24 protein-coding genes are annotated in these 24,474 nt (G+C 63.2%); 15 read left to right on the plus strand and 9 right to left on the minus strand.

Annotated elements, in window-relative coordinates:
• Positions 1–2: 2 nt before the first annotated feature.
• Positions 3–1,244 carry a threonine--tRNA ligase gene (thrS, locus tag ACMT3I_RS07700; protein WP_414803880.1) on the minus strand — a complete coding sequence of 414 codons (1,242 nt, stop codon included), beginning with the start codon at positions 1,242–1,244 and terminating at the stop codon, positions 3–5.
• 327 nt (positions 1,245–1,571) lie between these two features.
• On the opposite strand from thrS, the gene ACMT3I_RS07705 reads away from it, so the two are divergent.
• From ACMT3I_RS07705 to ACMT3I_RS07730, 6 genes are all read left to right on the plus strand, one after another.
• Entirely contained in the window at positions 1,572–2,162 is a 591-nt protein-coding gene (locus ACMT3I_RS07705; protein ID WP_414803881.1) for a TetR/AcrR family transcriptional regulator, read from the plus strand.
• Positions 2,163–2,205: 43 nt separating this feature from the next.
• On the plus strand, positions 2,206–4,272 hold the full coding sequence (locus ACMT3I_RS07710; RefSeq protein WP_414803882.1) for a YhgE/Pip domain-containing protein: 2,067 nt from the start codon (positions 2,206–2,208) through the stop codon (positions 4,270–4,272).
• Positions 4,273–4,324: 52 nt separating this feature from the next.
• A complete protein-coding gene (locus ACMT3I_RS07715; RefSeq protein ID WP_414803883.1) occupies positions 4,325–5,272 on the plus strand; it encodes a proline dehydrogenase family protein in 948 nt (315 codons plus the stop codon).
• Between the two features lie 101 nt (positions 5,273–5,373).
• Positions 5,374–5,967 carry a TetR/AcrR family transcriptional regulator gene (locus tag ACMT3I_RS07720; RefSeq protein WP_414803884.1) on the plus strand — a complete coding sequence of 198 codons (594 nt, stop codon included), beginning with the start codon at positions 5,374–5,376 and terminating at the stop codon, positions 5,965–5,967.
• 120 nt (positions 5,968–6,087) lie between these two features.
• Positions 6,088–7,227: an ABC transporter permease gene (locus tag ACMT3I_RS07725; protein WP_414803885.1), complete on the plus strand. Its 1,140-nt coding sequence runs from the start codon at positions 6,088–6,090 to the stop codon at positions 7,225–7,227.
• Positions 7,224–7,928 (plus strand): ABC transporter ATP-binding protein, encoded by a 705-nt coding sequence (locus ACMT3I_RS07730; protein ID WP_414803886.1) that lies wholly within the window; start codon positions 7,224–7,226, stop codon positions 7,926–7,928. Before ACMT3I_RS07725 ends, ACMT3I_RS07730 begins: the two co-directional genes overlap by 4 nt.
• Positions 7,929–8,047: 119 nt before the next feature.
• Here ACMT3I_RS07730 and ACMT3I_RS07735 read toward each other — a convergent pair whose 3' ends face one another.
• Positions 8,048–8,572 (minus strand): MarR family winged helix-turn-helix transcriptional regulator, encoded by a 525-nt coding sequence (locus ACMT3I_RS07735; RefSeq protein WP_414803887.1) that lies wholly within the window; start codon positions 8,570–8,572, stop codon positions 8,048–8,050.
• Positions 8,573–8,745: 173 nt separating this feature from the next.
• On the opposite strand from ACMT3I_RS07735, the gene ACMT3I_RS07740 reads away from it, so the two are divergent.
• On the plus strand, positions 8,746–9,999 hold the full coding sequence (locus tag ACMT3I_RS07740; protein ID WP_414803888.1) for an MFS transporter: 1,254 nt from the start codon (positions 8,746–8,748) through the stop codon (positions 9,997–9,999).
• Positions 10,000–10,094: 95 nt separating this feature from the next.
• Here ACMT3I_RS07740 and ACMT3I_RS07745 read toward each other — a convergent pair whose 3' ends face one another.
• Positions 10,095–10,742, minus strand: a complete 648-nt coding sequence (locus ACMT3I_RS07745) for a TetR/AcrR family transcriptional regulator (protein ID WP_414803889.1) — start codon at positions 10,740–10,742, stop codon at positions 10,095–10,097.
• Between the two features lie 101 nt (positions 10,743–10,843).
• On the opposite strand from ACMT3I_RS07745, the gene ACMT3I_RS07750 reads away from it, so the two are divergent.
• The 4 genes from ACMT3I_RS07750 (at position 10,844) to ACMT3I_RS07765 (ending at position 14,337) form a co-directional block, all read left to right on the plus strand.
• Complete coding sequence (locus tag ACMT3I_RS07750) at positions 10,844–12,373, plus strand: MFS transporter (RefSeq protein WP_414803890.1); 1,530 nt, start codon at positions 10,844–10,846, stop codon at positions 12,371–12,373.
• A gap of 245 nt (positions 12,374–12,618) precedes the next feature.
• Positions 12,619–13,086: a hypothetical protein gene (locus tag ACMT3I_RS07755; protein ID WP_414803891.1), complete on the plus strand. Its 468-nt coding sequence runs from the start codon at positions 12,619–12,621 to the stop codon at positions 13,084–13,086.
• Positions 13,047–13,805: a hypothetical protein gene (locus ACMT3I_RS07760; protein ID WP_414803892.1), complete on the plus strand. Its 759-nt coding sequence runs from the start codon at positions 13,047–13,049 to the stop codon at positions 13,803–13,805. Before ACMT3I_RS07755 ends, ACMT3I_RS07760 begins: the two co-directional genes overlap by 40 nt.
• A gap of 262 nt (positions 13,806–14,067) precedes the next feature.
• A complete protein-coding gene (locus ACMT3I_RS07765) occupies positions 14,068–14,337 on the plus strand; it encodes an SdpI family protein (protein ID WP_414804038.1) in 270 nt (89 codons plus the stop codon).
• Positions 14,338–14,353: 16 nt separating this feature from the next.
• Here ACMT3I_RS07765 and ACMT3I_RS07770 read toward each other — a convergent pair whose 3' ends face one another.
• The 4 genes from ACMT3I_RS07770 to ACMT3I_RS07785 all read right to left on the minus strand — a co-directional run bounded on the left by ACMT3I_RS07770 (position 14,354) and on the right by ACMT3I_RS07785 (position 19,240).
• Positions 14,354–15,292: a pseudouridine synthase gene (locus ACMT3I_RS07770; protein WP_414803893.1), complete on the minus strand. Its 939-nt coding sequence runs from the start codon at positions 15,290–15,292 to the stop codon at positions 14,354–14,356.
• A 152-nt stretch (positions 15,293–15,444) separates the two neighbouring features.
• A complete protein-coding gene (locus tag ACMT3I_RS07775; protein ID WP_414803894.1) occupies positions 15,445–15,855 on the minus strand; it encodes a hypothetical protein in 411 nt (136 codons plus the stop codon).
• A 290-nt stretch (positions 15,856–16,145) separates the two neighbouring features.
• Positions 16,146–17,048 (minus strand): LLM class flavin-dependent oxidoreductase, encoded by a 903-nt coding sequence (locus ACMT3I_RS07780; RefSeq protein WP_414803895.1) that lies wholly within the window; start codon positions 17,046–17,048, stop codon positions 16,146–16,148.
• Positions 17,045–19,240 (minus strand): LLM class flavin-dependent oxidoreductase, encoded by a 2,196-nt coding sequence (locus ACMT3I_RS07785; protein WP_414803896.1) that lies wholly within the window; start codon positions 19,238–19,240, stop codon positions 17,045–17,047. Before ACMT3I_RS07785 ends, ACMT3I_RS07780 begins: the two co-directional genes overlap by 4 nt.
• A 75-nt stretch (positions 19,241–19,315) precedes the next feature.
• Here ACMT3I_RS07785 and ACMT3I_RS07790 point away from each other — a divergent pair, with 75 nt between their 5' ends.
• On the plus strand, positions 19,316–19,672 hold the full coding sequence (locus ACMT3I_RS07790; protein WP_414803897.1) for a winged helix-turn-helix transcriptional regulator: 357 nt from the start codon (positions 19,316–19,318) through the stop codon (positions 19,670–19,672).
• A gap of 41 nt (positions 19,673–19,713) precedes the next feature.
• Here ACMT3I_RS07790 and ACMT3I_RS07795 read toward each other — a convergent pair whose 3' ends face one another.
• Positions 19,714–20,187, minus strand: a complete 474-nt coding sequence (locus tag ACMT3I_RS07795; RefSeq protein ID WP_414803898.1) for a hypothetical protein — start codon at positions 20,185–20,187, stop codon at positions 19,714–19,716.
• A 155-nt stretch (positions 20,188–20,342) separates the two neighbouring features.
• Between ACMT3I_RS07795 and ACMT3I_RS07800 the strand changes: the two genes are divergently transcribed.
• The 3 genes from ACMT3I_RS07800 (at position 20,343) to ACMT3I_RS07810 (ending at position 23,710) form a co-directional block, all read left to right on the plus strand.
• Positions 20,343–21,626 carry a sensor histidine kinase gene (locus tag ACMT3I_RS07800; RefSeq protein ID WP_414803899.1) on the plus strand — a complete coding sequence of 428 codons (1,284 nt, stop codon included), beginning with the start codon at positions 20,343–20,345 and terminating at the stop codon, positions 21,624–21,626.
• On the plus strand, positions 21,623–22,252 hold the full coding sequence (locus ACMT3I_RS07805; RefSeq protein ID WP_414803900.1) for a response regulator transcription factor: 630 nt from the start codon (positions 21,623–21,625) through the stop codon (positions 22,250–22,252). The genes ACMT3I_RS07800 and ACMT3I_RS07805 overlap by 4 nt, the downstream gene beginning before the upstream one ends.
• A 138-nt stretch (positions 22,253–22,390) precedes the next feature.
• Entirely contained in the window at positions 22,391–23,710 is a 1,320-nt protein-coding gene (locus tag ACMT3I_RS07810; protein WP_414803901.1) for a DUF1524 domain-containing protein, read from the plus strand.
• 334 nt (positions 23,711–24,044) lie between these two features.
• Here ACMT3I_RS07810 and arfB read toward each other — a convergent pair whose 3' ends face one another.
• Positions 24,045–24,470 carry an alternative ribosome rescue aminoacyl-tRNA hydrolase ArfB gene (arfB, locus tag ACMT3I_RS07815; protein ID WP_414803902.1) on the minus strand — a complete coding sequence of 142 codons (426 nt, stop codon included), beginning with the start codon at positions 24,468–24,470 and terminating at the stop codon, positions 24,045–24,047.
• Between the last annotated feature and the right edge of the window lie 4 nt (positions 24,471–24,474).

Here is a 24,474-nt window from a genome sequence, read left to right on the forward strand (position 1 = left end):
TGTCAGCCGACGACTGACGGCTCGATACGGCGATCGTGGATCTCGACCCTCATCCGCTGGGTGAACTCGGCGAGCGGTAGTTTCTCGGTCGCCCCGATGCCTGGAGCGTTCACGCTCACGCTGCGATCCATGGTCTCCTCATCGCCGATGATCGCCTGATACGGGTCACGCGATGCCCGCGAATCCCTGATTCTCGACCCCAGGCTGCCCCGGTCAGAGATCTCGGCGCGGATTCCTGCGGCACGCAACTCCTCCCAGGCGGCGTGCGCGGCCTGGCCATGGCGCACGGCGCTGACCGGCAACACCCGCACCTGCACAGGCGCGAGCCAGGTCGGTAGCCGACCGTCATATCTCTCAATCAGCAGTGCAGTCATCCGCTCCATAGAGCTGAGCAAGCCCCGGTGGATCATCACGGGGCGTACCTTCTTGCCCCGTTCGTCGGTGTACTGCAGGTCGAAACGCTCCGGCTGGTTGTAGTCGATCTGCACGGTGGAGAGGGTTTCCTCTTTGCCGTTTGCATCAATGACCTGCACATCGATCTTCGGCCCGTAAAAGGCCGCTTCGCCCGGCGCGTCCACATAGGGCGCGCCGAACTCCGCCAGCGCCTCTCGGAGGTGGAACTCCGCTCGCTGCCACTGCCCGTCGCTCCCCACAAATCCGCCGTCGCCAGCGTCGCTCTCCGCTCCGCGCAGGGAGAGCCGATAGTAGGCAATCTCGATGCCCAGGATGTCGTAGCTGCGGCGGATAGCCCGCAACGCGAGCAGCACCTCAGCTCCCACCTGGTCTTCGCGACAGAAGCTGTGCGCGTCATCGAGATTGATCTGCCGCACCCGGCTCAGCCCACCGAGGTTGCCGGAGAGTTCGCTCCGGAACATCGATCCCAGCTCCGCAAGTCGGATCGGAAGATCGCGGTAGCTACGACCCTCCGCCGCGTAGACCTGGGTGTGGTGCGGGCAGTTCGCAGGGCGCAGCACAAAGCTCTCCTCGCCGATCAGCATCTCGGGGAACATATCCGCTGAGAACTTGTCCCAATGGCCGGATTTCTCGAAGAGTTCTCGCTTTGCGAGCACCGGGGTGTAGATGCGCGAGCAGCCAGAGGCCAGCGCCTGTTCAAGAGCGAGTTGCTCAAGCTCAGAGCGGATGACGGCACCTGCGGGATACCACAGGGGCAGGCCGGCACCGACGATCGGCTTGGTGTCAAATAGGCGCAGTTCGCGGCCGAGACTGCGGTGATTGTGTTCCATGTGCGGGCCTTTCATCGTGCCCGGGTGGTCCCCACGAAACAACGAAGCCCCGAGGGAATCCCCGGGGCTTCGTGAGTGTGCAGCTGTGCTCAGTCACCACGCCGGAGAGTGTCCGGCGTGGTCGTGACCACAATCTGCGAAATGAACATAATTCGATAGTAGTGATGGCGCGAAAATGCGCAAGAGGGACCTCGACCGCACAGCGCGTGGCATCCCGCGGCGGCCGACCGCACTCCCAGACGCAGTCAGCGCACACGGCACCTGGCATTTCGCTATTTTACGTTTGTAAAGTAGTTTGGATCCAACCCACGCCGACAAGGAGACCCTGTGCACCGAGATGACCCTCGCGCGATACGCTCTCGCGTCGCACTGGTCTCTGCCATTACCGATCTTCTGGAGACCCGGGAAGCATCCGAGATCTCCATCACCGATGTCGTGGGTGCGGCCGGCGTCAGCCGACCGACGTTCTACCAACACTTCACCGATCTTCCCGACCTGGTTGCAGTCGCGGCAATCACCGGGCTTGAGGCCTCTTTCGCTCGCAGTGACGCCCGGTTCGCCGGCGTCGCAGGGGTCCCATTCTTGCGCGGCAGCGTCGAGATGCTCGTCGACGAACTGTATGCACGACGCACGTTCTACCGGCAGACCCTGCAGGGGGCGAGCAGCCGCGCTGTGTCGGCAAGTGCCATCCGCTATGTCGAGAAACGGATGCGTGACCATGTAGTCGGCACCCACCTCGGCACCGCAGCCGACATCGACGATCAATTCATGGCGATCGCCGCTGGAGCAACCTGGCTCATCATCAGCTGGCTCGGCTCCGACTTCGAAGGCCGAAACGCCCCGCCGGAGATGACCCGTCGATTGACCGGCCTCGTCGCCGCACTCACCGGGATTCCCGGTGAAGACGCCGGCGCTTGATTCACCCCGCTCCCCTATCCACTCTTCTTGTTCGAAAGCCGTCATGTCGTTGACTCCATCTCCCCGCCGCTTACGTTCGCGGATCCCTGCGCCATTCACGATCGTCGTTCTCTTCGCGTTGTGCATCATTCCGCTCATTTATGCATCGGCTCTCATCTGGTCCAACGATGACCCGACGGGCAATTTTGACCATGTTCCGGCCGCGATCGTCAACAACGACACCGGTGTGACGCTGGAATCCGGCGCCGACGGTGAGCCGGGTCAGGATGTGAGCCTCGGCGACGACGTGGTTGCGGCGCTGATGGGAGAAGACGGAACAGAGAACACCGGCTTCGACTGGACCCTCACCGATGCGGCTGATGCTGCCGATGGCCTCGCCGCCGGCACCTACCTCGCCGTGCTGACGGTTCCCGACGGGTTCTCTGCCGACGCAACCTCGGCCGCGAGTGCCGACCCAGCGGATGCCGACTCGGCCACAGAGGGCAGCCTCACGATGATGACCAACGACGCATCGAACTACATCACCGGCAATGTCGCGAAAGCCCTCGGCACGACGTTGGCCGAGAAGCTCTCGAGCGAGGTCTCAGCCACCTACCTCGAGAACATCTATCTCGGCTTCACCACCATCCACAACAGCATGCTCACGGCGTCGGATGGCGCAGCCGACATCGTCGACGGCACCACGTCGCTGCGACAGGGCGCGACGAGCCTCCGCACCGGACTCGGCACCATTGCTGACTCGGTTTCGGCGCTGCCTGACGGTGTGGCCCAATTGAGTGCCGGCGCCGAGAGCGCTGCCGCAGGCTCCGTCACACTCACCGACGGTCTCACCCAACTTGAATCGGGTAGCTCGACTCTCGCCGACGGCCTGGGTACCGCTGTCGGTGGCGCGAACGCGCTGGCTGGCGGTCTCGATCAGCTCGCGACATCCACTCCGAAGCTGGCGTCGGGGAGCTCGCAGGTCGCCACTGGCCTCTCCCAGCTCTCGACGAACTACAGCGCAATGACTGATGCGCAGCGCACGGCAGCGATCACCCAGCTCGCCGCCGCGGCCCAGAACGTGAGCAGCGGCGCCGCGGCGGCTGGCACCGCAGTGGGCACTCTGGATACCGGGGCTCACTCGCTGGTCGGTTCGGCCAGCACCGGCACCGGACTGTCGGCACTCGCCGCCGGCGCTGAGACCGTGCGAGACGGGGTAGTCAGCGCACACGACGGCTCGATGGCCCTGAGTAGTGGGCTCGGCACACTCGCCGACGGCCTCGGCACGCTGTCCGGCCAGGTTCCGGCCCTCGTGGAGGGTATTGATCAGGCTGCGGCAGGGAGCACCACCCTGGAGAGCGGCGTCGACCGCCTCCTCACCGGCACGGTAAGCCTGGCCGACGGGCTATCTGCTGGCGTCGACGAGGTTCCCGCATACACCGACCAGCAAGCACAGGCATTGAGCAGCGCTGCGGCCACGCCTATCGTGCTCGACGCCGAGCACGCCAACGCCGTTGCAAACAACGGTGCGGGGCTCACCCCGTACTTCATGGCGCTCGGGCTGTGGATCGGAACCCTGGCCACCTTCTTTATGAGGCCGGCCCTCAACATCCGTGCCCTCGACTCGAAAGCCCCTGCAATCCGGGTGGCGCTGCGCTCCTATCTGCCGAATGCAATCCTGGCCGTTATCCAGGCCATCGCGGCCGTGCTCATCGTGCGTTATGCCGTCGGAATTGAGATGGCGAATCTGCCCGGCGCACTCGGAATAGCCGCGCTTGCCTCGCTCACTTTCATGGCGATCAACCAGGCTCTCATCGCCCTGCTCGGTGCGCCCGGACGCTTCGTCGGGCTTCTCCTGATCGTGCTGCAGCTGAGTTCGGCGGGAGGGACATATCCCATTCAGACCTCGGCACCGTTCTTCCAGACGATGCATGACGTCCTGCCCCTCACCTTCACTGTGCAGGCGCTTCGTGGTCAGATTGCCGGAAGCGGCCTCGGAACGGGAGCGGGAGTCACCGCACTCGTGATCTGGTGCGTCGGCGCGCTCCTCGTCACGACGCTCGGCGTATTCGTGACTCGGCGCAAGCAGAGCGGCGCTCTCGTCAACGAGGCGGTGGCGCTCTCCAGCTAGCGCAGTGCGACTGTGGCCGTGGCCGCCTGCGCTGTATCGATAGTGTGAGCACGTGACTGCCACGAATATGCACCGCGAACAGGCCGCGAACACCCTGCGAGCGTGGGCGCTCGACGAGAAGCTCAAAGCCAGGGTGATGTCCGATCCCACCTTGTCTGCCCTGGCCGGCCGAGTGGCCAGTCGCTACACAGCGGGAGAGACGATTCAGGATGCGATCGCCGCAGCGCACGCAGGACTCGCCCGCGGCCATGCCCCCAGCATCGAATACGCCGGAGAGAGCATTCGAGATGCGGGCGTGGCACGTGCAGAGACCGATGTGTTTGTGGATCTGGCATCCGCCATCGCTGACGCGGGCCTGCCTGGTACCGTCTCCTTCGACCTGTCCCATGTCGGCGCCATCATCGATCGGGATCTGGCCCTGGCCCACGCCCGGGAGATGGCTGCGGCTACGGTGCCGCTGAACACCGCACTGATGATTTCCGCCGAAGCTTCAGATCGTACTGATCTCGTGCTCGACCTCTACGACGCCCTCGCCGCCGACTACCCGCATGTGGGCGTCACACTGCAGGCCAGGCTGCACCGGACGCCAGCCGACCTGGAGCGCGTGCTCACGCATCCGGGTCGCATTCGGCTGGTGAAGGGCGCGTTCCTCGAAGCCACGGATGTTGCATACCCGCGTGGCAGCGACGACCTGGAGCAGGCCTACCTCGGGCTCGCGCGCCGGCTGGTTGCCGCCGGTCACCCGACGGCGCTTGCGACGCACGATGAGCGCCTGGTGGCGAAGCTCATCGCCGAGCATGGTCAGGCGCTAAAGGCGCCACACGTTGAATTCGAGATGCTGCGTGGCCTCGGCACCGATCTTCTCGACGGTCTGCATGACGACGGCTACCGCACCCGCGAGTACGTCATCTTCGGTGGTGAATGGTGGCTCTACGTGCTGAACCGCATCGCTGAAGAGCCGGAACGGGTCGTCGTCGCCCTGGCGGACCTCAACTTATAGGCGATACCGGGTTGTCGGCGACACCACGCATGAGGGAGGTAACCCGACACGTTGTCGGAAAACTCCCCCGACCCCGGGCAGCTCAGGAGCATAATTGACGGATGCCCAAAATCTCCGCCCCGACAGTTGTGCAGCACCGCGCAGCGCAGCGCGCCGCCATACTCCGAGCCGCGGAGGCTCTGCTCATTGAGGGAGGAGTGGCTGGCGTCACGCCGCGCGCTGTCGGCGAACGTGCCGGTCTCGCCCGGTCAAGTTTCTACGAGTACTTCCCGTCGAAGGATGACCTGCTGACAGCCATCGCCATCGAGGCGTTCGACCAGTGGGCGGCAGAAATCGACGAAGCCCTCGAAGAGGTCGAGCCCGGCATGCCCCGACTGAAGGCCTACATCGACACGACGATGCGGATGACCGCCGATGGCAAGCATGAGCTCGCATCCGTTCTCCAGCAGGCCGACCTCGAACCCAGTAGCTTCGACGACATCATGGCCCTACACGACAAGTTGATGAGCCCGGTGAAGGCCGTGCTTGCCCAGCTGGGAATAGCAGAGCTGACCGCGTATGCGGCACTCGTGCAAGGCCTGCTCAACGCAGGGATGCAGCTTGTGGCTCACGGCGTTCTCCCCGCCACCGCATCCCAGCAGGTCTACGATCTGCTCACCAGTGGGCTGCCCATACCGGCTCAGCCCTGGCTATGAATAAGGTCTCGCGCCGCGGGTGATTTGAGCCACCGCACATGTTCCTGACATACTGTCGGTAAGTTACCGACAGCGTGTCGGCTTGTCGAGCCCCCGCTCGATTCACCACTTGGAAGTGAAATGTTTCTTGCCCTCCGCGAACTTCGGTTCGCCAGAGGCCGGTTCACACTGATGGGCATCGTGATCGCTTTGATCGCCGTGCTCGTCGTGCTGCTCTCCGGCTTATCCTCCGGTCTTGTCAACGATGGCGTATCCGGCCTGAAATCCATGAAGGCCACTGCGTTCGCGTTCGACGAAGGCACGATGACCGACAACGCGTTCAGTCGCTCGACGGTTGACGAAGAGCAGCTCTCTGCCTGGCAGGATGCTCCAGGCGTGACTGATGCAGAGCCGATGGGCGTCAGTATCGTCAACAGCACCACCGACGACGCGACCCAGGTCGACCTGACCCTGTTCGGCGTCGAGCCAACGGGGCTCCTCTCCCCCGAGGTATCAAGCGGCAGCGGCCTGTCGACGCCGAAGGGCATCGTTGTCTCTGAGACCGCGAAGTCAGAAGGCCTCGCCATCGGCACCGTTGTCACGCTCGATCGCATCGACGTTGAGCTGACTGTCGTCGGCTTCACCGACGGGCAGGCAACGTTCGGACACGTGGATGTCGCCTACCTCCCGATCGACACCTGGCGCCTGATCGCCTCGAACACCACCCAGCCCGGCGCCCCAACCCAGGAGCAGATCGACAACGTGGACTACCCGTATTCCAGCGTCGTCGCCATCGCAGCCGACAAGGATGTGGCTGACTTCGCGGCTACCGATACGGCAGCCGGAACCACAACGATGCCCCGAACCGAAGCGTTCAACGCGTCGCCAGGATACGAGGCAGAGACAATGACTCTGACGATGATCCAGGTCTTCCTCTACGCGATCTGCGCTCTCGTCGTCGGCGCATTCTTCCTCGTCTGGACGATCCAGCGCACCCACGAGGTGGCTGTCCTGCGTGCGGTCGGCGCATCCACCGGCTATCTGCTTCGCGACAGCCTTGCCCAGGCAGCCATCCTGCTTGTCGGATTCACCGCCATAGGTGTTGCAGCCGGCGTTGGCATGGGCGCACTGATGCCCGATGCCATGCCATTCTCTCTCGAAGCAACACCGATCATCATCGCGTCGGCAATCACCATCGTCCTGGGAATGTTGGGCGCGGCAGTGGCGATCCTTCGCATTGCCAGAATCGACCCGAACAGCGCTCTGGGAGGTACCCGATGACGACCACGACGTCAATGACACCCGCACTCGACATCCTCGATGCCCGACTCGAACTCGGAGACGGTGACGCCCGCGTCACGGCTCTCAACAACGTTTCACTCACGGTAAACCCGGGTGAATTCGTTGCAATCGTCGGGCCATCAGGCTCTGGAAAGTCATCGCTCCTGGCTATCGCCGGCGCGCTGGCGAAGCCCGACTCCGGATCCGTGCGCATCCACGGCACCGACCTGGGCGCGCTAGGCAAGAACGCCGCAGCACGGTTTCGGCTGAAGACGATCGGCTTTGTCTTCCAGTCGGGCAACCTGCTGCCGGCACTCACCGCAGCCGACCAGCTGCGACTGAGCGCGCGGCTCGCCGGCAACAAGAATGCCGACGTGCTCGGGCTTCTCGATGCGGTGGGCATGTCCCATCGGGCCAACAACCGTCCCGGTCAGTTGTCGGGTGGCGAACGCCAGCGTGTGGGTATCGCCCGTGCACTGGTGAACAATCCGTCGCTGCTTCTCGTCGACGAACCGACGGCGGCGCTTGACCGCGCCCGCAGCCACGACGTAGTGCAGCTCCTTGCCGAGCGCGCACAACTCTCGCATGTTGCGGTCGTCATGGTCACTCACGATCGCGATGTGCTTGAGTACCCAGACCGGGTTCTCGAAATGATCGACGGAACCCTCACGGAAGTCTCCGCGCTCAGCGCATCTCTGTAAACGCACCGAACGCAGAAGGGTGTGCACAGCCGCGCGGCGGCCGTGCACACCCTTCTGCATTGGAAGAGATACCTCCGGGCACGGGGTTATGCGTCGGGCGTGCGATATGTCACGCGCAGCTAGAACCCCTGATCAAGCAGTGTGCGCTCGGCGGCGCCGGAGACCTTGCGCAGGAGCCGGGCCAGGTCGGCCTGCTCTGTGTCATCGAGCCCAGCGAGGAGCTGGCGTTCCTGATCGAGACAGCGAGGAAATTGCGTCTCTACGAGGGTCCGCCCGGCATCGGTGAGCTCAAGCAGCACCACGCGGCCATCGCGTTCGAGCCGCTGCCGACGAAGCAAGCCTGCGTCATCCAGCCTGGCGGTGAGCTTGGTCGTCGCCGCCCCACTGAGCATGGTCTGGGCGGTCACTTCACTGGCGCGCAGAGGGCGGTCGCTGCGTGCCAGAGCGCACAGCACGTCGAACTCGGAGCGCGACACCCCACTGGATGCGAGCACGCGGTCCAGCTGCTGCGTCGAGAGCGCGCTGATGCGATTGATGCGACCCATTAGTTCGACCGGAGTCGTATCGAGCTCAGGCAACGCCTGCTTCCAGCTCCTCCGCAGACGGGAGATGAAGTCAGTGTTCGAGGACTCTGGAGCGATCATTCGTTCATTCTATGACGATCAGTGTTTCATAAGTAGTTTACTGGTATACTATCTGTGTAAGTTATTTACAGCGCCTGCCATGCCCGTTCAGTGCTCGGCTCGATGTGCTCCAGAGGTGATGTCATCCCTCCGCCACGGCGCTCCCCCACGTAGAACCGAATTCCGGAGTACTCATGACCTCATCCCGAATGCACGCCAGCCCGCCAACCTCAGCGGAGGCAAAACCGTCGTTGTTCCGCCAGCCGCCCGCTGTCTGGGCAGTCGCATTCGCATCGATGGTTGCATTCATGGGTATCGGGCTCGTCGGGCCGATTCTGCCGACGATCTCCGAGGCAATGAATGCGACCCCGACGCAGACGTCACTCCTGTTCACCAGCTACCTGGCCGTCACCGCTCTTGCCATGTTCTTCACTAGCTGGCTCTCGTCGCGGATCGGTACGCGCAACACCATGCTGATCGGACTGCTCGTCATCGTTGTGGCGGCGATCGGCTGCGCCCTGGCCGGTGACATCAACGGCCTGATCCTTTTCCGTGCCCTGTGGGGCCTCGGCAATGCCCTGTTCCTTTCAACCGCACTGGCGTCGATCATTTCGGCCAGCAATGGACCCGCCGGCGGCGCCATCGTGCTCTATGAAGCCGCCCTGGGAATGGGCCTGGCTGTCGGCCCACTGCTCGGCGGCCTGCTCGGCGAAATGTCCTGGATGGCACCGTTCTGGGGCACAGCCTCACTCATGGCCGTTGGCTTCGTCGCGATCATCTCGATCGTGCGTGGTGCGGGCAGGGCAGCCACGAAGACTCACGTTTCTGCACCGTTCAAGGCGCTCGGCATCCGCTCGATCCTGGTATTGAGCATTGTCGCGTTCTTCTACAACTCCTCGTTCTTCGTTACCCTCGCCTATGTGCCGTATCCCCTCGGGATGCCGGCCATCGGCATCGGGCTCGTCATGACCGGCTTCGGTGCCGGCCTGGCACTCACCAGTGTGTTCATCGCGCCGCGCCTGACCCGACGCTTCTCCCCCATCCGAGTGCTGGCCGCAGTACTTGTCGTGTTCGCTGCAACCCACGTCGCAGCCGGCCTGCTCACCGACAACACCGCGTGGCTGATCGTCTGCGTCGTGCTCCTCGGCTTTGAGATCGGTGCAATCAACACGGTTCTCACGGAAGCCGTGATGGAAGCCAGCGATCTGCCCAGGGCCGTCGCGTCGTCCGCATACTCGGGCATCCGCTTCATCGGTGGTGCCATCGGCGCTCCCGTCGGCACCGGTCTTGCCGTGCTCGGTGCCGGTGCACCGTTCATCTTCGCGGCGGGCACCGCTGTTGTCGGCGCGCTCATCATCTGGATTTTCCGTCGCAGTCTCGTGCACGCCGACCACGCGGTCGCCGAGTCGGCAGAATTCGAAGCCACGGCGATCACGCTCGGCGAGTAACCGACAGATCTAAAGAGTGACCGATCAGCATCTGATGCGATCGGTCACTCTTTTACTGCGTGTATGAATCGGCCTGACGCGCGACGAGCCGCGCCCTACCTGGTCGCCTGGCCGTGGTTTCCCAGACCGACCGCCGGCAGCACGACGCCGTCGATGAGGGAGATCAGGAACGCCCGATCGACGGGCTTCCGCAGGATGAGAACCCGGTAGGCCGCCATTGACGGTGAGATGTGCGCAAGGGCATCGATGTCGCAATCGGCCGAAATCTCGCCCCGATCGACAGCGCGATTCATCAGAACACGATTGACCGCAGCTCTCGGCTCGACGATCGCCGCGTTCGCTGCCTCGGCGAGCTCGGGCTCGCGAGACAGCATCGACATCAGCCCGGCCATGATCTGGAGCTTCTTCTCCCCGTCTTCGATCGAGTGCGGCTTGATCATCGCAACGAGGTCACCGCGCAGGGTGCCGGTATCGGGTAGCTCCGAGTGGTCGAGATCGCTCTTCTTCATGCAGGCGACGGCGTCGATGACGAGTTCAGCCTTGGACGACCAACGACGGTAGAGCGTGGCCTTGCCCGCCTTGGCGCGTGCGGCCACCATGTCAATCGTCATGCCCTCGTATCCAGTTTCAGCGAGCACATCGAGTGCTGCGTCCAGGATCTCGGGATCACGGGTATGGTCGCGCTTGCGACCGAGTTTCGGCGACTGTTCAATGGCATCGCCTGCGAGGTCGAGCTGCGTCATTGCGCCGATCTCCGTTTCTGTGAGGATTGAAATGTTTATGGGGCGTTAAATCAGGAACTGCTTATATCCGGAACTCCAGAGTATCGTATAGAGTCTCGTTCATGTCTGAGACTTCTCCAGCTTCTTCGAACGCATCCGCTGTCACAGTTGCCTCTTCCCGGCGCTGGTGGACGCTGTCGGTCGTCGCTCTTGCCCAGCTCATGGTTGTTCTCGACTCGACCGTCGTCAATATCGCATTGCCATCCGCCCAGGCCGATCTCGGCTTCTCAGACGGCCAGCGCCAGTGGATCATCACGGCGTATTCGCTCGCCTTCGGCAGCCTGCTTCTGCTCGGTGGCCGACTGTCCGATCTGATCGGTCGCAAGAAGACGTTCATCATCGGCCTGGTCGGCTTCGCCCTCGCGTCGGCGCTCGGAGGCGCAGCAGGCAGCTTCGAAGTACTCGTCACGGCGCGTGCAATCCAGGGCGCCTTCGGCGCACTGCTCGCGCCGACAGCACTAGCCGTGCTGACCACGACGTTCACCATTCCGAAGGAACGCGCCCGCGCGTTCGGTGTATTCGGCGCGATCGCCGGTGCAGGTGGCGCCATTGGCCTGCTCTTGGGCGGCTACCTGACCGAGTACTTCGATTGGCGCTGGAACCTCTACATCAACGTCTTCATTGCCATCATTGGCATCATCGGCGCGTCGATCTTCGTGACGAGCCTGAAGCGCACCGGCCCCAGGCCGAAGCTCGACATTCCCGGCACCATCCTGGCATCCGCTGCTCTCTTTGCCCTGGTCTTGGGCTTCTCGAACGCCGAGACCGACGGTTGGGACTCACCGTGGAGTTGGGGAATGCTGACGGCCTCCGGAGTGCTGTTGATCGCCTTCGTGCTCTGGCAGCGTCGGGCCAAGCATCCGCTGCTCCCCCTGTCGATCGTGCTCGACCGCAACCGGGGTGCCGCCTATATCTCGGTTCTGATCGCCGGGGCCGGCATGTTCGGGATCTTCCTGTTCGTCACCTACTACATGCAAACCTCACTGCACTTCACACCGGTGCAGACCGGCCTCGCGTTCCTGCCAATGATCCTCATGCTGGTGCTCGCGGCGCAGCTGTCGACGAACATCTTCGTGCCCCGCTTCGGCCCCAAGGTGATGGTGCCGTTCGGCATGGCCTTGGGCACCGCCGGAATGATCTACCTCACTCATCTCAATCTGGACAGCACATACGCCGCCGACATCCTGCCGCCCCTGCTTATCCTCGGCTTCGCCATGGGGTCGATCATGCCTGCCTCGATCCAGACCGCAACGCTGGGCGTCAACGGACCCTTTGCCGGGGTGGCCTCTGCCATGGTCAACACCAGCCAGCAGGTGGGTGGATCGATTGGAACGGCTTTGCTGAACACGCTGGCCGCCACAGCGGCAGCAGACTATGTCGCTTCGCACCTGCCACCAACGGCAGAAGTCGCCGCCCAGGCCGCGATTCACAGCTACGCCACCGCCTATTGGTGGGGTGCCGGATTCTTCGCATTCGGCGCGGTGGTCGCTGCACTGCTCTTCCGGCGGATCGGGCACGGCATTTCGGTGGCAAGTCCCCGGGGTGCAGCACCGAGTACGGACGCGGCGAACGAGTCGGTTTCGGTTCACTAGCGACAGGCGTCTGCTGCGACCGGATCCGCTCCCGATTGGGGATAAAGGCGCCCGTCACGCTTTGCCAGAATTGCCGACCCTTGTTCGTCTCAGATACTCCCAGCGCGCCATCGTTGGCGCCCTCACCACCTCAATCGTTGCACCAGCTCCTCCACAGAGATCGCCTGTGAAAGTTATGCACAAGGGCCGGTCAGCGGATGTTTCTGCCCGCAGGAATGTCGGTGGTGCCGAGGAGAATATGGGGTATGAACCAGCCCCTGGAACACTTCAGTGAACAGATAGATTTGGTCGTCGACATCGACTCTCAACTCGGATCTGTTGCAGGTAGCCGCGCCGTCGCGATCGATGCGGCGCGTCTTGGTTCGCTTGCGTTGGCAGCGGATGACACGGTCGACCAACAGCACAAGGCGCGGCGGATTCTGGTCACCGAGGTCGCCGCAGCACTCCGGTTGCCCGAGCGCACGACCGAGACGCTGGTCGAGTACTCGCGGGTGCTCGTGCATGAACTTCCCGCGACGTTGGCTGTGCTGCAGTCGGGCCGAATGAGCTATCGGCACGCGACGATCATGATCGACCAGGTCTCTGGGTTGAGCGCCGAGAACCGGGCGGCTCTTGAAGAGAAGATGCTGCCGAAAGCTGTCGAACTGACTGCCGCGCAATTCATCTGCCGGCGGTGCAGGCCTATGCGATCTTTAACCGGATCACCGACGTGAGCATGAGCCTGCAGGGTCCGACCGAGGATCGCACGCTCACTCAGTTACGGGCCGATGTGGCAGCCGAACTGATCCTCGCCCGCGGCGACGCGTCAGATCCCGGCGGGCGCCCTGGCGTCGGCGGCTGGTCCGGGATCAAGCCCGATGTTGCCCTCCTTATGCCCGTGCTCAGCCTGCTGGGCCAGAGCGAGCAACCCGCCACCCTCGAGGGCTACGGACCCATCGACATGGATTCCGCCCGCAAACTGGTTGGTAACGCGACGAGCTTCATCCGCATCCTCACTCACCCCGAGACCGGCGCCTGGCTCTCGGTCGGACGAGACAAATACAAGGCCCCGTCCGATCTGCGTCGGGTGCTGCAGCTGCGCGACGAAACCTGCCGAGATCCCGGCTGCAACCGGTCAGCGAGAACCTGCGACATCGACCACACGGTGGCTTTCAATGAAAACGGTGAAGAAGGCGAAACCAGCCTCAACAATCTCGCCCATCTCTGCCCCAAACACCACAAAGACAAACACCAAACAGGATGGAAAGTCACCCAAGATCCATCCGGTGACGGCACCCTACACTGGACATCACCAACCGGCCGAAGGTACAGCACCGAGCCGGCCAACCGGATCGAATTCCCGGGCACACAGACGATGCAGAGCGCACGGCCGATACAGGTCCCACAGCTGAAGCCGGGATTGAAGCCCGTGCCTGAGAATCAACCCTTCTAGCGCCCGCATCGCGGTTCGCCTGTTCGCAATCGTGATTCATGATTCGTGATTCATGATTCGTGATTCGTGATTCGTGATTCGTGATTCGTGATTCGTGATTCGTGATTCGTGATTCGTGATTCGTGATTCGTGATTCGTGATTCGTGATTCGTGATTCGTGATTCGTGATTCGTGATTCGTGATTCGTGATTCGTGAAAGGATGCGGATGTGATTGAGAGTCTCATCGGCGTATTTGTGTCAGCATTCGTGCTGCTTGTCGTTGTGCTCTGCGCATTGGGCGCGATTCCGCCTAACGGGGTAATCGGGCTCCGAACGAATACCTCTCTCCGGTCACGTCGGGCCTGGCGATCAATCCATCGTCGGGCGATTGCTCCCCTTGTGATGACCACGACCATGGTTGCCGTTTGTTGGCTCCTGTACCCCGCTGGGTTTGTCAACAGTCAAGCGTCCGCCGGCCTTGGCCTCATCATTCTCGTGGCCGGAATACTCTGGGCCTGGGCCTACAGCCAACGAAGCGCTCGAACCCACTGACTCGTGCTGGAGTACCTCAGCCCGAACCGACAACAGCCTCACTCTGCAACGGAAGCGACCGCACACTCTCAAAGTGACGCGGCGCCCCGTCGACCGGATCGGTGAATCTCATCTCGCTCGCCAACAGCTGCAGCGGGGTCTCGAAGTTGTCGACAGCAACATCCTGCACGACCGGATAGAGCGGGTCGCCGCTGATGGGAATCCCAAGGCCCAGCATGTGCATCCGCAACTGGTGTGTTCGCCCGGTTGCCGGTGACAGGCGATAGATGCCCGCGTCATCCTGCACGGTTTCGAGCTCGATCATAGACTCCGAGTTGGCCGGCGCACCGGGCACAACCTCAGCCTGCATCCGACCGCGCTCCTTGACGAGGTGATTGCGCACCGTGACAGGCAGCTCAAGCTCCGGCCGCAGCGGGGCGAGGGCACGGTAGGTCTTTCCGACCTCGCCACGCATGAACATGGTTTGGTACGCCCCACGCCACCGTTTCTCGGTCGCCATGATCAGCAGACCGGATGTCACCCTGTCGAGACGGTGAAGTGGCGAGAGTTCGGGTAGACCGAGCTCGGCGCGCAGCCGCACGACGACACTCTGCTGCACATGACGGCCACGCGGTATAGACGAGAGAAAAGCTGGTTTGTCGATCACGATAATCCGCTCATCACGATGGACCACGTGAATATGCCCCGGCACGAATGTTTCGTCGGAAAGGTCACGATGAAACCAGACGAAGGTGTGCGGCCGGTACGGATCACTGCCCGCGGCAGCGATCCCGGCCTCGTAAACGAACCGTCCCTCGGCTAGGAAGGCGGGAACATCGATGAACTCGGACAGCTTGTGGTGCAGCCACTCCCCCATCGTCGGCCACGGCAGCGGATGCAATCGGTCAAAGTCAGGGGTACGGATCCACGCGGGGTCTAGCCCGAGTCGCTGCGGTAAAGGAGAACGGGGAGGCACGTGTCGATCGTACGTGCTGAAGGTGTGGATCCTCTCCCGCCGAGCGGCGACCAGACTGCCCACCCGGGACATGGCTAGACGAGGGTCGCCGGGCGCGCCCCTCGTCTGGCCAGTCTGGTCCCGGACATTCCCGGGTGCCGGCAAAGCACGGGCTATTCTCTGAGTTCACGTCCGTGCGCCGTCAGGGCGTAGATGACCAGCACGTCGATCGCGATGACGATGATAGTCCACCACGGCTGCGCCGGAATGAGGAGCATCTGCCCGATTGCGCTGAGCACAGCGAGGATGATGGCGACCACTCGCGCCCACGTCTGACCGGCGAAAAGCGCGATGCCAGTGAGGATGAGAAGGGCCCCTACGATGACGTTCCACCAACCCCATCCCGTCACGTCGAAGACAAGGAGGTCGCCTTCAGTTGCGAGGTAATAGGTGCTCGGCCCGATAATGGCGACAAGTCCCTGGATGACGCTGAAGGCGCCGGCCACCAGAAGGATGATTGCTGCAAACCAGCCCCAGGCGACCCAACCAGTCGTCTTGGTACTGCCTTGTTTGGCTGTACTCATGGTTCCACCAACTTTCCGTTTGATGCCTCGACGCCGGCCCTCGGACGACGCAGCCGAAGTCGTTCAGCGAAGTCGTTCGGCAGGGTCATTCGGCGAAGTCATTCAGCAAAGTCGTTCGGCAGAGCATGAACTGCATCCTGATTAAGTCCACCCATTACACCGCGGGTCAACAGGAAGTTCACAACAGTCACGGATATGCCACACGGGTGGCGCCCACCAGCAGTGCAGCTAGCGTTCGAAACTCACCCGGAGCACCCAGCCGAGAGCAGTAGACACCTAGCCACAATCGCTTAGCGAGTGCCGCGCTCTGCTGCAACAGCCTCGCGAACACCGGGTGCCACTTCGTGGGCAAACAGCTCAATCGTTTGCGCATCGTCGGCAGCAAGTACAAACCCGGAAATGCCATAGGTCAGAGAAATCTCGGTCAGTTCGTCAACCCACTGGTCGGGCGGACCCTGCAACAGCCCACCATTGGCCTGGCTGAATGCACCACCGATGTTGAGCAGGCGGCGGATGGCGCGTGGATCACGGCCCACGGCATCCGCTCCCTCGTCAATCAACGCGTTCATTTCAATGAGTTCGGCGGGGCCACCCTTGAGGTAGCCGAGCGACGGCAGCCAGCCGTCGCCGACCCGTCCGGTCATGCGCAGGATACGCGGCTTGTATGCGCCCACCCAGATACCGACGTCGTGAGCAGGCGCCGGCCCGCGCTTCGCCCCATCAACGGTGTAGTGCTTGCCTCTGAAGTGCACGCCGCCCGGTTGCTCGACGTCCCAAATGTCCTTGATGATGCGGATGCCCTCCTCGAGGGCTTCGATCGACTCCCCGGGGGTCTTGCGTCCGCCGCCCATGGCATCGATGGCGTCCCAGAAACCACCGGCGCCAAGGCCGAGCTCGATACGGCCTCCGCTCAGCAGATCGAGGCTGGCCGCGCTGCGGGCAAGTGTCGCGGGATGCCGCAACGGCAAGTTGATCACGTTGCCGCCCAGGTGGATATGTTCGGTGCGCGCCGCCACGAACGACAGCAGAGTCCACGTGTCGTGAAACCGTGGCTGATATGGGTGGTCCTGGAACGTCGCCAGGTCGAGTCCTGCCCGGTCAGCTATGACAGCGAGATCGACAGCGTGCATCACCGGCTTGTTCTTGGGCGTGATGAACACGCCGAACTGCAGGTCGTGGCCGTAGTCGGTCATGAAGTCATCCTCATTTCGTCGGTATCAGTCGGTTGCAGCGCACCGACCGGAAAATTGTCTTTAAACAGGTGCCCTGGGTCGTATTCCTGTTTGAGCCTGCGCAGCCGATCCAGCGTGGCCGGCGGGAATGCGTCGTGCAGGCGCTCAGGCCGCGGGTCGGTCTCGAAACTCAGGTACGTGCCATCGAAGAACGGGTACAGCGATTCCCACGCACGATCGAGGTGTTCACGATTGGACCCCATTGCCGTGACGGAGAAGTTGGCCGTGCGGTGCGCGTATGCCGTGGCATCCGGTGCAATATCGGATGCCGCACCTCCGGTCGCCCTGATTTGGAAAAAGTAGGTGGCACCGCTCTCAATCAGGTGGGCGGCGGCTACCGCAAATTCCGGTGTGATGTGGGCGAGCAGCCCAGATCGGCTGACCGGCTCTCCGCGACCACCGTTCGCCTCACCCTGCGCCGCCATCAGCGCAGAGCTGTATGGCAATACCTGCACCGACTGCTGGACCATCGGCGCGATCGCTGCGAAGGGTTGCAGCCGGTTGATGATCGTGTCGGGGTCAGTCGAATCGACCATTCCGAAGAACTGGGCGTATGCCGGCTGACCTGGGCGAGGGCCACCGAGCAGAATGAAGCTCGTGGTGTCGCGGGGAGCGGCTTCAAGCGTTGCACCCCATTTCTCCAGGAACCCTGCGATGTCGTCAGCTTCGAATACCAGCTGCGCCCAACCGACGCCCGGCACCTCTGCGGCCTCGAACTCGAACGAGACTGCGATACCGAAGTTGCCGCCAGCCCCGCGCATTGCCCAGAACAGGTCGGGGTTTTCGGTCTCGCTGGCTCGCAGAATCCGGCCGTCGGCAACCACCACGTCGACCGCGCGCAGATGGTCGATGGTGAGGCCGTGTGCGCGCCCGAGAAAACCGATGCCGCCCGCGGTAGCGAGGCCACCAACCCCGACCCCGCCATAGTCGCCGGAGCTGATCGCCCAGCCGTGCGGTTCAATTGCTGCAGCGACATCGCTCCACGTCGCGCCGGGGCCCACGCGCACGCGGCGGGTAACGGTATCGATGATCTCGACAGCGTTGAGGGCGGACACGTCAATGACCAGGCCGCCCTGGTTGGTCGAGCGACCGCTGATGCCATGTCCACCGCTGCGGATGCCGAGTGGCAGGTGGGCGTGGTCGCGCGCGAAGGTAAGGGCATCCGCCACGTCCTGAACCGACTTCGGTTGCAGCACGATGCCGGGGGCGCCACCACGCATGTACGTCGACCGCACGCGGGAGTATCGGGTGTCACCGGGCTCGACAGCGGTGAGCGATGCTGGCACTGCGTCATAGTCGATTCCGGCCACACGCTGGGCCAGTGCCGCAGCAGAACGGATTGGTGTCAGCGTCGACAGTCCCGGAATCTCACCGTCGGCGGCCTCGCGCAGCGCTGGAGCCACCTCGGTGATGAAGCGCTCGATAGTGGCCGGGTCGGTGCTCTTCAGCCGGAATCCGCCGACGCCGTGACCTGTCACCAGCGGAAGCAGTTGTTTAACCCACTCGATCGTTGAGCCAGCGACCGGGTCGATGTCGAGTGTGCGGCGGATCTCGCGCGGGTCGCGGCCATAATCTCTCGCGGCGTCGTCGATGACGTCGTTCCCGGAGTCAAGCGCTGCCGGGTACCGCACCAGCCAGCCGTCGGCGATGAAGCCGATCAGTCCCAGCATCCGCTCGCCCATTCCCTGTACGAAAATGGGGACGTCATGCGCGGGTTCCGGGCCGCGGTCGGCACCATCAATCTGGTAGTGGGCACCGCTCTGGTGCAGACGATTCCCTTCGCCGACGGCCCAGATGCCGCGAATAATCTCGATGGCCTCACCGATGGCGCCAGCATCATCGTGAGTGAGCCCGAGCTGCAGACGCCCGAGAGAGAGCAAGTCGAGGCTCGCTGCGGCGCGACCGAGCACTGCAGGGGAATGCAGGGCCAGGTTGACGATCGGCAGCAACTGGATGCGATCGGTGCGACCGGCAATCCAGGAAAGCGTGCTCCAGGCGTCGAACGCTGCAGAGTCATCGAGCGAGACGAAGTCGTAGCCCAGCGTGTCAGCGAGCACACCGCGCTCAACAAGGGTCGTGACTGCACTCGAGTCATGTGCGCTCGACTCAAGTGCAAGTCCGAAGCGAAGAGGGTGTCCGTAGTTCAATTCCACATCCCTATTGTTCAGTCAGATTCGTGAGCGCACGAATCGACGGTAAGCTACTTACTAATAGTAAGCGAGGCAGATTTGAATCAGCACAATGCGATTGAACACATCAACGACGATGAGTGCCGAGAGTTCCAGTCGTCACTTGAGCTCGTAGGCCGCAAATGGAACGGCGCGATCCTGCTCGCCAGCGCACGCGGCGCCCGGCGGTTCTCCGAGTACCGCACACTGGTCGACGGCATCTCCGACCGCTTGCTCGCGTCTCGTCTGCAGGAGCTCGAACGCGAGGGCCTGATCGAGCGGCACGTACAACCCAGCACACCGGTGATGGTCAGCTACACCCTCACCGAGTTCGGCGACCAGCTGATCGGTGTGCTGCATCCACTGGTGCAATGGAGCCAGGCCAGGCAGGCCAGCTCCCCGCTCCCCGCGGGTTGACGCGGGCGCAGGAAAGCTGGCCCGGAGGCGCGGACCTCCCGTCAGCGCACGAGCGAGACGCCGAGCGTGGCGAGCACACCGAACGCGACACCCCAGAGAATGATCGAAATGATCTGCCAGAAGATGACGACGTTCTTCGATGCACCAAACGACACCATTGCTGCTGACGTGATCTGGCTCGGCAGAATCGCCTGGCCCAGCAGGCTCACGCCGGCAACCCCATATTTGTCGAACTTTTCACGCAGGCGCTCCCGCCGCGGCGACAATTCCCTGGTCGCCTTTCCACGAACGATTCCCGATCGCATCCCGTGTGCGCTGAGCACGAAGACCAGCATCGACAGCACATTGCCCACGATGGCCGCGGCGATCGCGATAGCCGGGTTGACTCCGGCGAGCACACCGAGCACCGACCCGAAGTACGACTCGATGAACGGGATAGCCGCGGCGAGCATGACACCGACCCACTGCAGCATCTCGGGCAGCGAGGAGGTGAAGTCTTGCAGCGTCTGAATCATGAGGACCTTTCGGAAGTGAGTGAACCGCAGAACACGGCGGCGAAGAATCAATCATTTCGACAATCGCCGCGGCGAGATAGTGCCGGCTGTCACGGGTAATGTGCCGAATCTGCAGGCAAATCCATGACAAATGTCACTGCTCTACTCTGGGGATCATGACCCGTTCCGACCCCCGTGCGCCGGTGCGCAGCGTGCACACCACCTGGGCATACACGCTCAGCTCGATCGTCTTTTTCTTCGTCGTGCTCGACATCTGGCCCATCATCGTCGCGGTCCAGGAGTTCGTGCTCACACGAAGCGCACTCGATGCACTGCTGATGGTGCTTGTTCTCATCACCGCCGGCATCCACGTTCGGTATTGCTGGTTTCTGCGAGTGGGCAGGGGCGGCGGCCTGCCCCACATCGCGTGGACCGTTGCCCTCGTCACGCCCGCAGCATCCATCTGGATTCTCGGCCTGTTCAGGCCGTCGAGCGCGATGTTGTTGGGAATTCCGCTCTGGTTGTCGCTGTGCCTGATCGCGTGTCTCATACCCAGACCCCGGCGGCGGGTGCTGCTGAGCATTGGGTTCGTGCTGCTGTTGGGCCACCCTGCCATGAGCTATGTCATCTCGGGCACGACAACCACCGTGTTCTCCGATCGCGGCTCGTGGATGCTGGCGTTCTACGGACTGGTTTTGCCCGCCATGTTGTTGAGCAGCCTGTGGTGGTGGGAGATCGTCGTGAAGCTTGACCGCCATCGCAGCACGGCTGCGGAACTCGCGGTGACCCAGGAGCGCCTGCGGTTTGCGGCAGATCTGCACGACATCCAGGGGCACCACCTGCAAGTGATTGCACTCAAATCCGAACTGGCCGAGCGGATGCTGACCATCGACGTCGAAGCCGCCAGGGTGCACATCCATGAGACCCGCCTCATCGCAAAAGAAGCCCTCGAAGAAACCCGGCTGCTGGTGGCGGGTTACCGCGACGTCGCACTCGATGACGAGTTGGAGAACGCGCGCGAAGTGCTCACTGCGGCCGGTACCCACTGCGAGCTCACCGTGGATCCCTTGCCCACCGACGTTGACCTCCGCCGCGCACTCGGAATGACCGTGCGCGAGGCGACAACAAACATCCTGCGCCACAGCGATGCAACACACGCCACAATCGAGTTTCGGTCAACGGCCGACAGGCACACGCTGGAAATCAGCAACGATGGTGTGGTGCACGCCCCTTCTACGGGTGATGACTTTGCGCGTGATGGCTCTCCGCGTGATGGCTCCAGGGTCGCCGGCTCTGGCCTCGTCGGGCTTCGCGATCGAGTCACAGCCGTGGGCGGGACGCTGACGACTGCCGCTGCTGGGGGTCGGTTCACTCTGGTCGGGCAGGTGCCTGCATCAGTAGTTTCGGCATCGGCATCGGCATCGGCATCGGTGCAGGTACAGGTGGGTACAGACGCATGAGCGAGACCATCCAACAACAGCGCACAATTCGCCTGCTCATCGCCGACGATGAACACCTCATTCGGGGTGCGCTCGAGGCGCTGCTCGGGCTTGAACCCGACATCGAGGTGGTTGCGAGTGCCGACAACGGTGTCACTGCCGTCGAACTCGCCCAGCACACCAAGCCAGACATCTGTCTGCTCGACCTCGAGATGCCGCAGGCCGACGGCATCGAGGCGGCCGCGCGCATCCTCTCGACCGTGAACACCCGCATTATCATCGTGACGCGGCATGCCAGGCCTGGAGTACTGCGGCGGGCGCTCGAAGCGCGCGTGTCTGGATTCGTTCCGAAATCGACGCCCGCCGAGGAACTGGCGGTGGTGATTCGGGATGTCGCTGCTGGCAAGCGCTACATCGACCACGAGATAGCGGCATCCGCTCTGACAGCCGCGCGCTGCCCGCTCACCGACCGGGAGCTCGATGTGCTGCGGGTGAGTCGGGCGACCGTCGGCGTTCAACAGATCGCCGACCAGCTTCACCTCGCATCGGGAACCGTGCGCAACTACCTGTCATCGACCATGACAAAACTTGATGCGTCGTCGCGCCATGAGGCGGCCGAGAAGGCGTGGCAGCAGGGCTGGATCTAAGACGAGGTCACGGCCGTGAGCGATCACTCACCCGAACACCCCGAAGTGGTCACGTCGACACGGCCACGCGGCCGCGCTCCCGGAAAATGCGTGCCGCCCCACTAAGTTCGGAAGGTTGTCTTACCCGAGGAGAGCTCCATGACCACCCCGAACAAGCAGGCCCGCGCAAAAAAGGCCGAAGGGCCATTCTGGAACTCCCGATACAAGTGGATCTGGATCATCGGCGCCGTCATCCTCGTGCTGATCGCCGCTGAGAATGGTGGCGCGGCAGGACTCATCGCCATGGTTGCCCTCATTGGGGCCATCGCCGCCGTGTACACGCTCAAAACCGGCCGGATCGTCTGGACCCGCATGGCCTCGAAGAAGGCAGCGAGCCTCACGCTGGCCCTGTGCCTGGTTGTCGGCTTGTTCAGCACAGTGATTGCGGGTAGCCGCAATGCCGTCGATTCGGCGAGTGGCGACACCCGCCCGGCCGCGGCATCCGCCCCCACAGTCGTGGCCCCGAGTCCGAGTGCGACCACACGGGTCACCGTCGAATTCACCGACGAAGCGGCCGTCGACCCGGAGACTCCGACAGAGGCCAGCGATCTCGCGTCTGTCGCGATCGCCGACAAGACCGCAACGGATGCCACCGCCTTGGCCGTGCTGGAGACGATCCCCGTCAAGGGCCGCGCGCCGAAGACCGGCTATGACCGATCAGCCGTGTTCGGTACTGCCTGGCTGGATGTCGATAGGAACGGCTGTGACACCCGCAACGACATCCTGGCCCGCGACCTCGTCGAGATCGTGCGCTCCGGCCCATGTAAGGTTCTGAGCGGCAACCTCGATGAGCCATATACCGGCAAAACCGTCAGCTTCGTCCGCGGAGCGAGTACGTCTTCTCTGGTGCAGATTGATCACCTCGTGTCGCTCTCGAACGCGTGGCAGACCGGTGCACAGCAGCTCAGCCAGGCGCAGCGCGTCTCGCTCGCCAACGATCCGCTCAACCTGCTTGCCGTCGACGGCGCCGCCAACGCACAGAAGAGTGATGGCGATTCAGCAACGTGGCTGCCGGCGGCCAAGTCGTTCCGCTGCGAATACGTGGCCCGCCAGGTTTCGGTGAAGGCCACCTACGGACTCTGGGTAACCGCTGCCGAGCACGACGCCATGGTGAAGGTGTTGTCCGCCTGTGGCGACCAGCGCGCTCAGGCCTCAGATTTCACTCCGGATGCGGCCCCGGTCATCGTCGAGCCCGCACCAGCGCCCGCGCCCGTCGAGCCCGAACCAGTGGCACCGGCACCTGAGCCAGCACCCGCGCCCGCTCCTGAGCCTGCCCCCGCACCCGCGCCAGCAGCACCGAGCGCGTACTACGAGAACTGCACCGCAGTGCGCGCGGCCGGAGCAGCTCCGATCTATGCCGGCGACCCCGGATACTCGCGCAAACTCGACCGTGACGGCGACGGCGTCGCCTGCGAGTAGCCGAGCGATGCGCGAGCTCAGCCGCTTTCCACATCCAATCGCTCACCCCAAGATCCGGTCGCACGACATTCCAGGGGTCGCCCGATTTTGCTAGTGCGCGCGGTGTAGGACTAGCGAAATTGGGCGACCCTTAGACCACCACAGCCACGGGGCTGTCCCTCATTACGGAGAATGTGCGCAGATCGCACCTCGTCGACTCAAATCAGCCCAGATTTGCGAGAATCTCCGCAGTTAGGAACGTGCCTTCGCGTTCAGGACCCAGCGCTCCTCGACAGCACTCAGCCCTCGGCACTCAGCACTCAGCGGTCAGCGGTCAGCGGCCAGCAATCAGCACTCAGTAGTCACCCGAGGGGCGCTGCCGTTGCTGCTTCGTCGCCGAGCGCTGCCCTTTCGCGGCCAGCCGCCGTCTTTTCGATCCTGTGGTAGGTTTCGTCGGCCGGCGATGAGGGGCATCGGGTGCAAGCCCTACGGCCACGAGCTCCGCGAGCTTGGCCAGTGCAGTTTCGCGATTGCGCAGCTGCGAGCGTTGTTCAGACGCCGTCACGGTGATGACGCCAGCAACGAGACGGTGCCCGAGGCGCAGGAGCAGCCGCTGGCGCTGGTCGTCTGAGAGCACGGCGGACTCGGCGATGTTCCACGAGAGCTCGACGCGGCTATCGGAGGTATTGACGTGCTGGCCGCCCGGGCCGCTCGACCGCGAGAATCGCCATCCGAGTTCCCGTGCGGGAATCGTGAGCGCGCTCGAAACCTCAAGATCCATACAA

It is taken from the genome of Leifsonia sp. A12D58, from assembly GCF_047530025.1.
Lineage (GTDB): Bacteria > Actinomycetota > Actinomycetes > Actinomycetales > Microbacteriaceae > Cryobacterium.

Coding starts and splice junctions, on each gene's coding strand:
- ACMT3I_RS07795 (WP_414803898.1), bottom strand. CDS start 20,187: ATGATTCAGACGCTGCAAGACTTCACCTCCTCGCTGCCCGAGATGCTG.
- ACMT3I_RS07740 (WP_414803888.1), top strand. CDS start 8,746: ATGACCTCATCCCGAATGCACGCCAGCCCGCCAACCTCAGCGGAGGCA.
- ACMT3I_RS07745 (WP_414803889.1), bottom strand. CDS start 10,742: ATGACGCAGCTCGACCTCGCAGGCGATGCCATTGAACAGTCGCCGAAA.
- ACMT3I_RS07725 (WP_414803885.1), top strand. CDS start 6,088: ATGTTTCTTGCCCTCCGCGAACTTCGGTTCGCCAGAGGCCGGTTCACA.
- ACMT3I_RS07755 (WP_414803891.1), top strand. CDS start 12,619: ATGAACCAGCCCCTGGAACACTTCAGTGAACAGATAGATTTGGTCGTC.
- ACMT3I_RS07720 (WP_414803884.1), top strand. CDS start 5,374: ATGCCCAAAATCTCCGCCCCGACAGTTGTGCAGCACCGCGCAGCGCAG.
- ACMT3I_RS07730 (WP_414803886.1), top strand. CDS start 7,224: ATGACGACCACGACGTCAATGACACCCGCACTCGACATCCTCGATGCC.
- ACMT3I_RS07710 (WP_414803882.1), top strand. CDS start 2,206: ATGTCGTTGACTCCATCTCCCCGCCGCTTACGTTCGCGGATCCCTGCG.
- ACMT3I_RS07750 (WP_414803890.1), top strand. CDS start 10,844: ATGTCTGAGACTTCTCCAGCTTCTTCGAACGCATCCGCTGTCACAGTT.
- ACMT3I_RS07735 (WP_414803887.1), bottom strand. CDS start 8,572: ATGATCGCTCCAGAGTCCTCGAACACTGACTTCATCTCCCGTCTGCGG.
- ACMT3I_RS07800 (WP_414803899.1), top strand. CDS start 20,343: ATGACCCGTTCCGACCCCCGTGCGCCGGTGCGCAGCGTGCACACCACC.
- arfB (WP_414803902.1), bottom strand. CDS start 24,470: ATGGATCTTGAGGTTTCGAGCGCGCTCACGATTCCCGCACGGGAACTC.
- ACMT3I_RS07805 (WP_414803900.1), top strand. CDS start 21,623: ATGAGCGAGACCATCCAACAACAGCGCACAATTCGCCTGCTCATCGCC.
- thrS (WP_414803880.1), bottom strand. CDS start 1,244: ATGGAACACAATCACCGCAGTCTCGGCCGCGAACTGCGCCTATTTGAC.
- ACMT3I_RS07780 (WP_414803895.1), bottom strand. CDS start 17,048: ATGACCGACTACGGCCACGACCTGCAGTTCGGCGTGTTCATCACGCCC.
- ACMT3I_RS07775 (WP_414803894.1), bottom strand. CDS start 15,855: ATGAGTACAGCCAAACAAGGCAGTACCAAGACGACTGGTTGGGTCGCC.
- ACMT3I_RS07810 (WP_414803901.1), top strand. CDS start 22,391: ATGACCACCCCGAACAAGCAGGCCCGCGCAAAAAAGGCCGAAGGGCCA.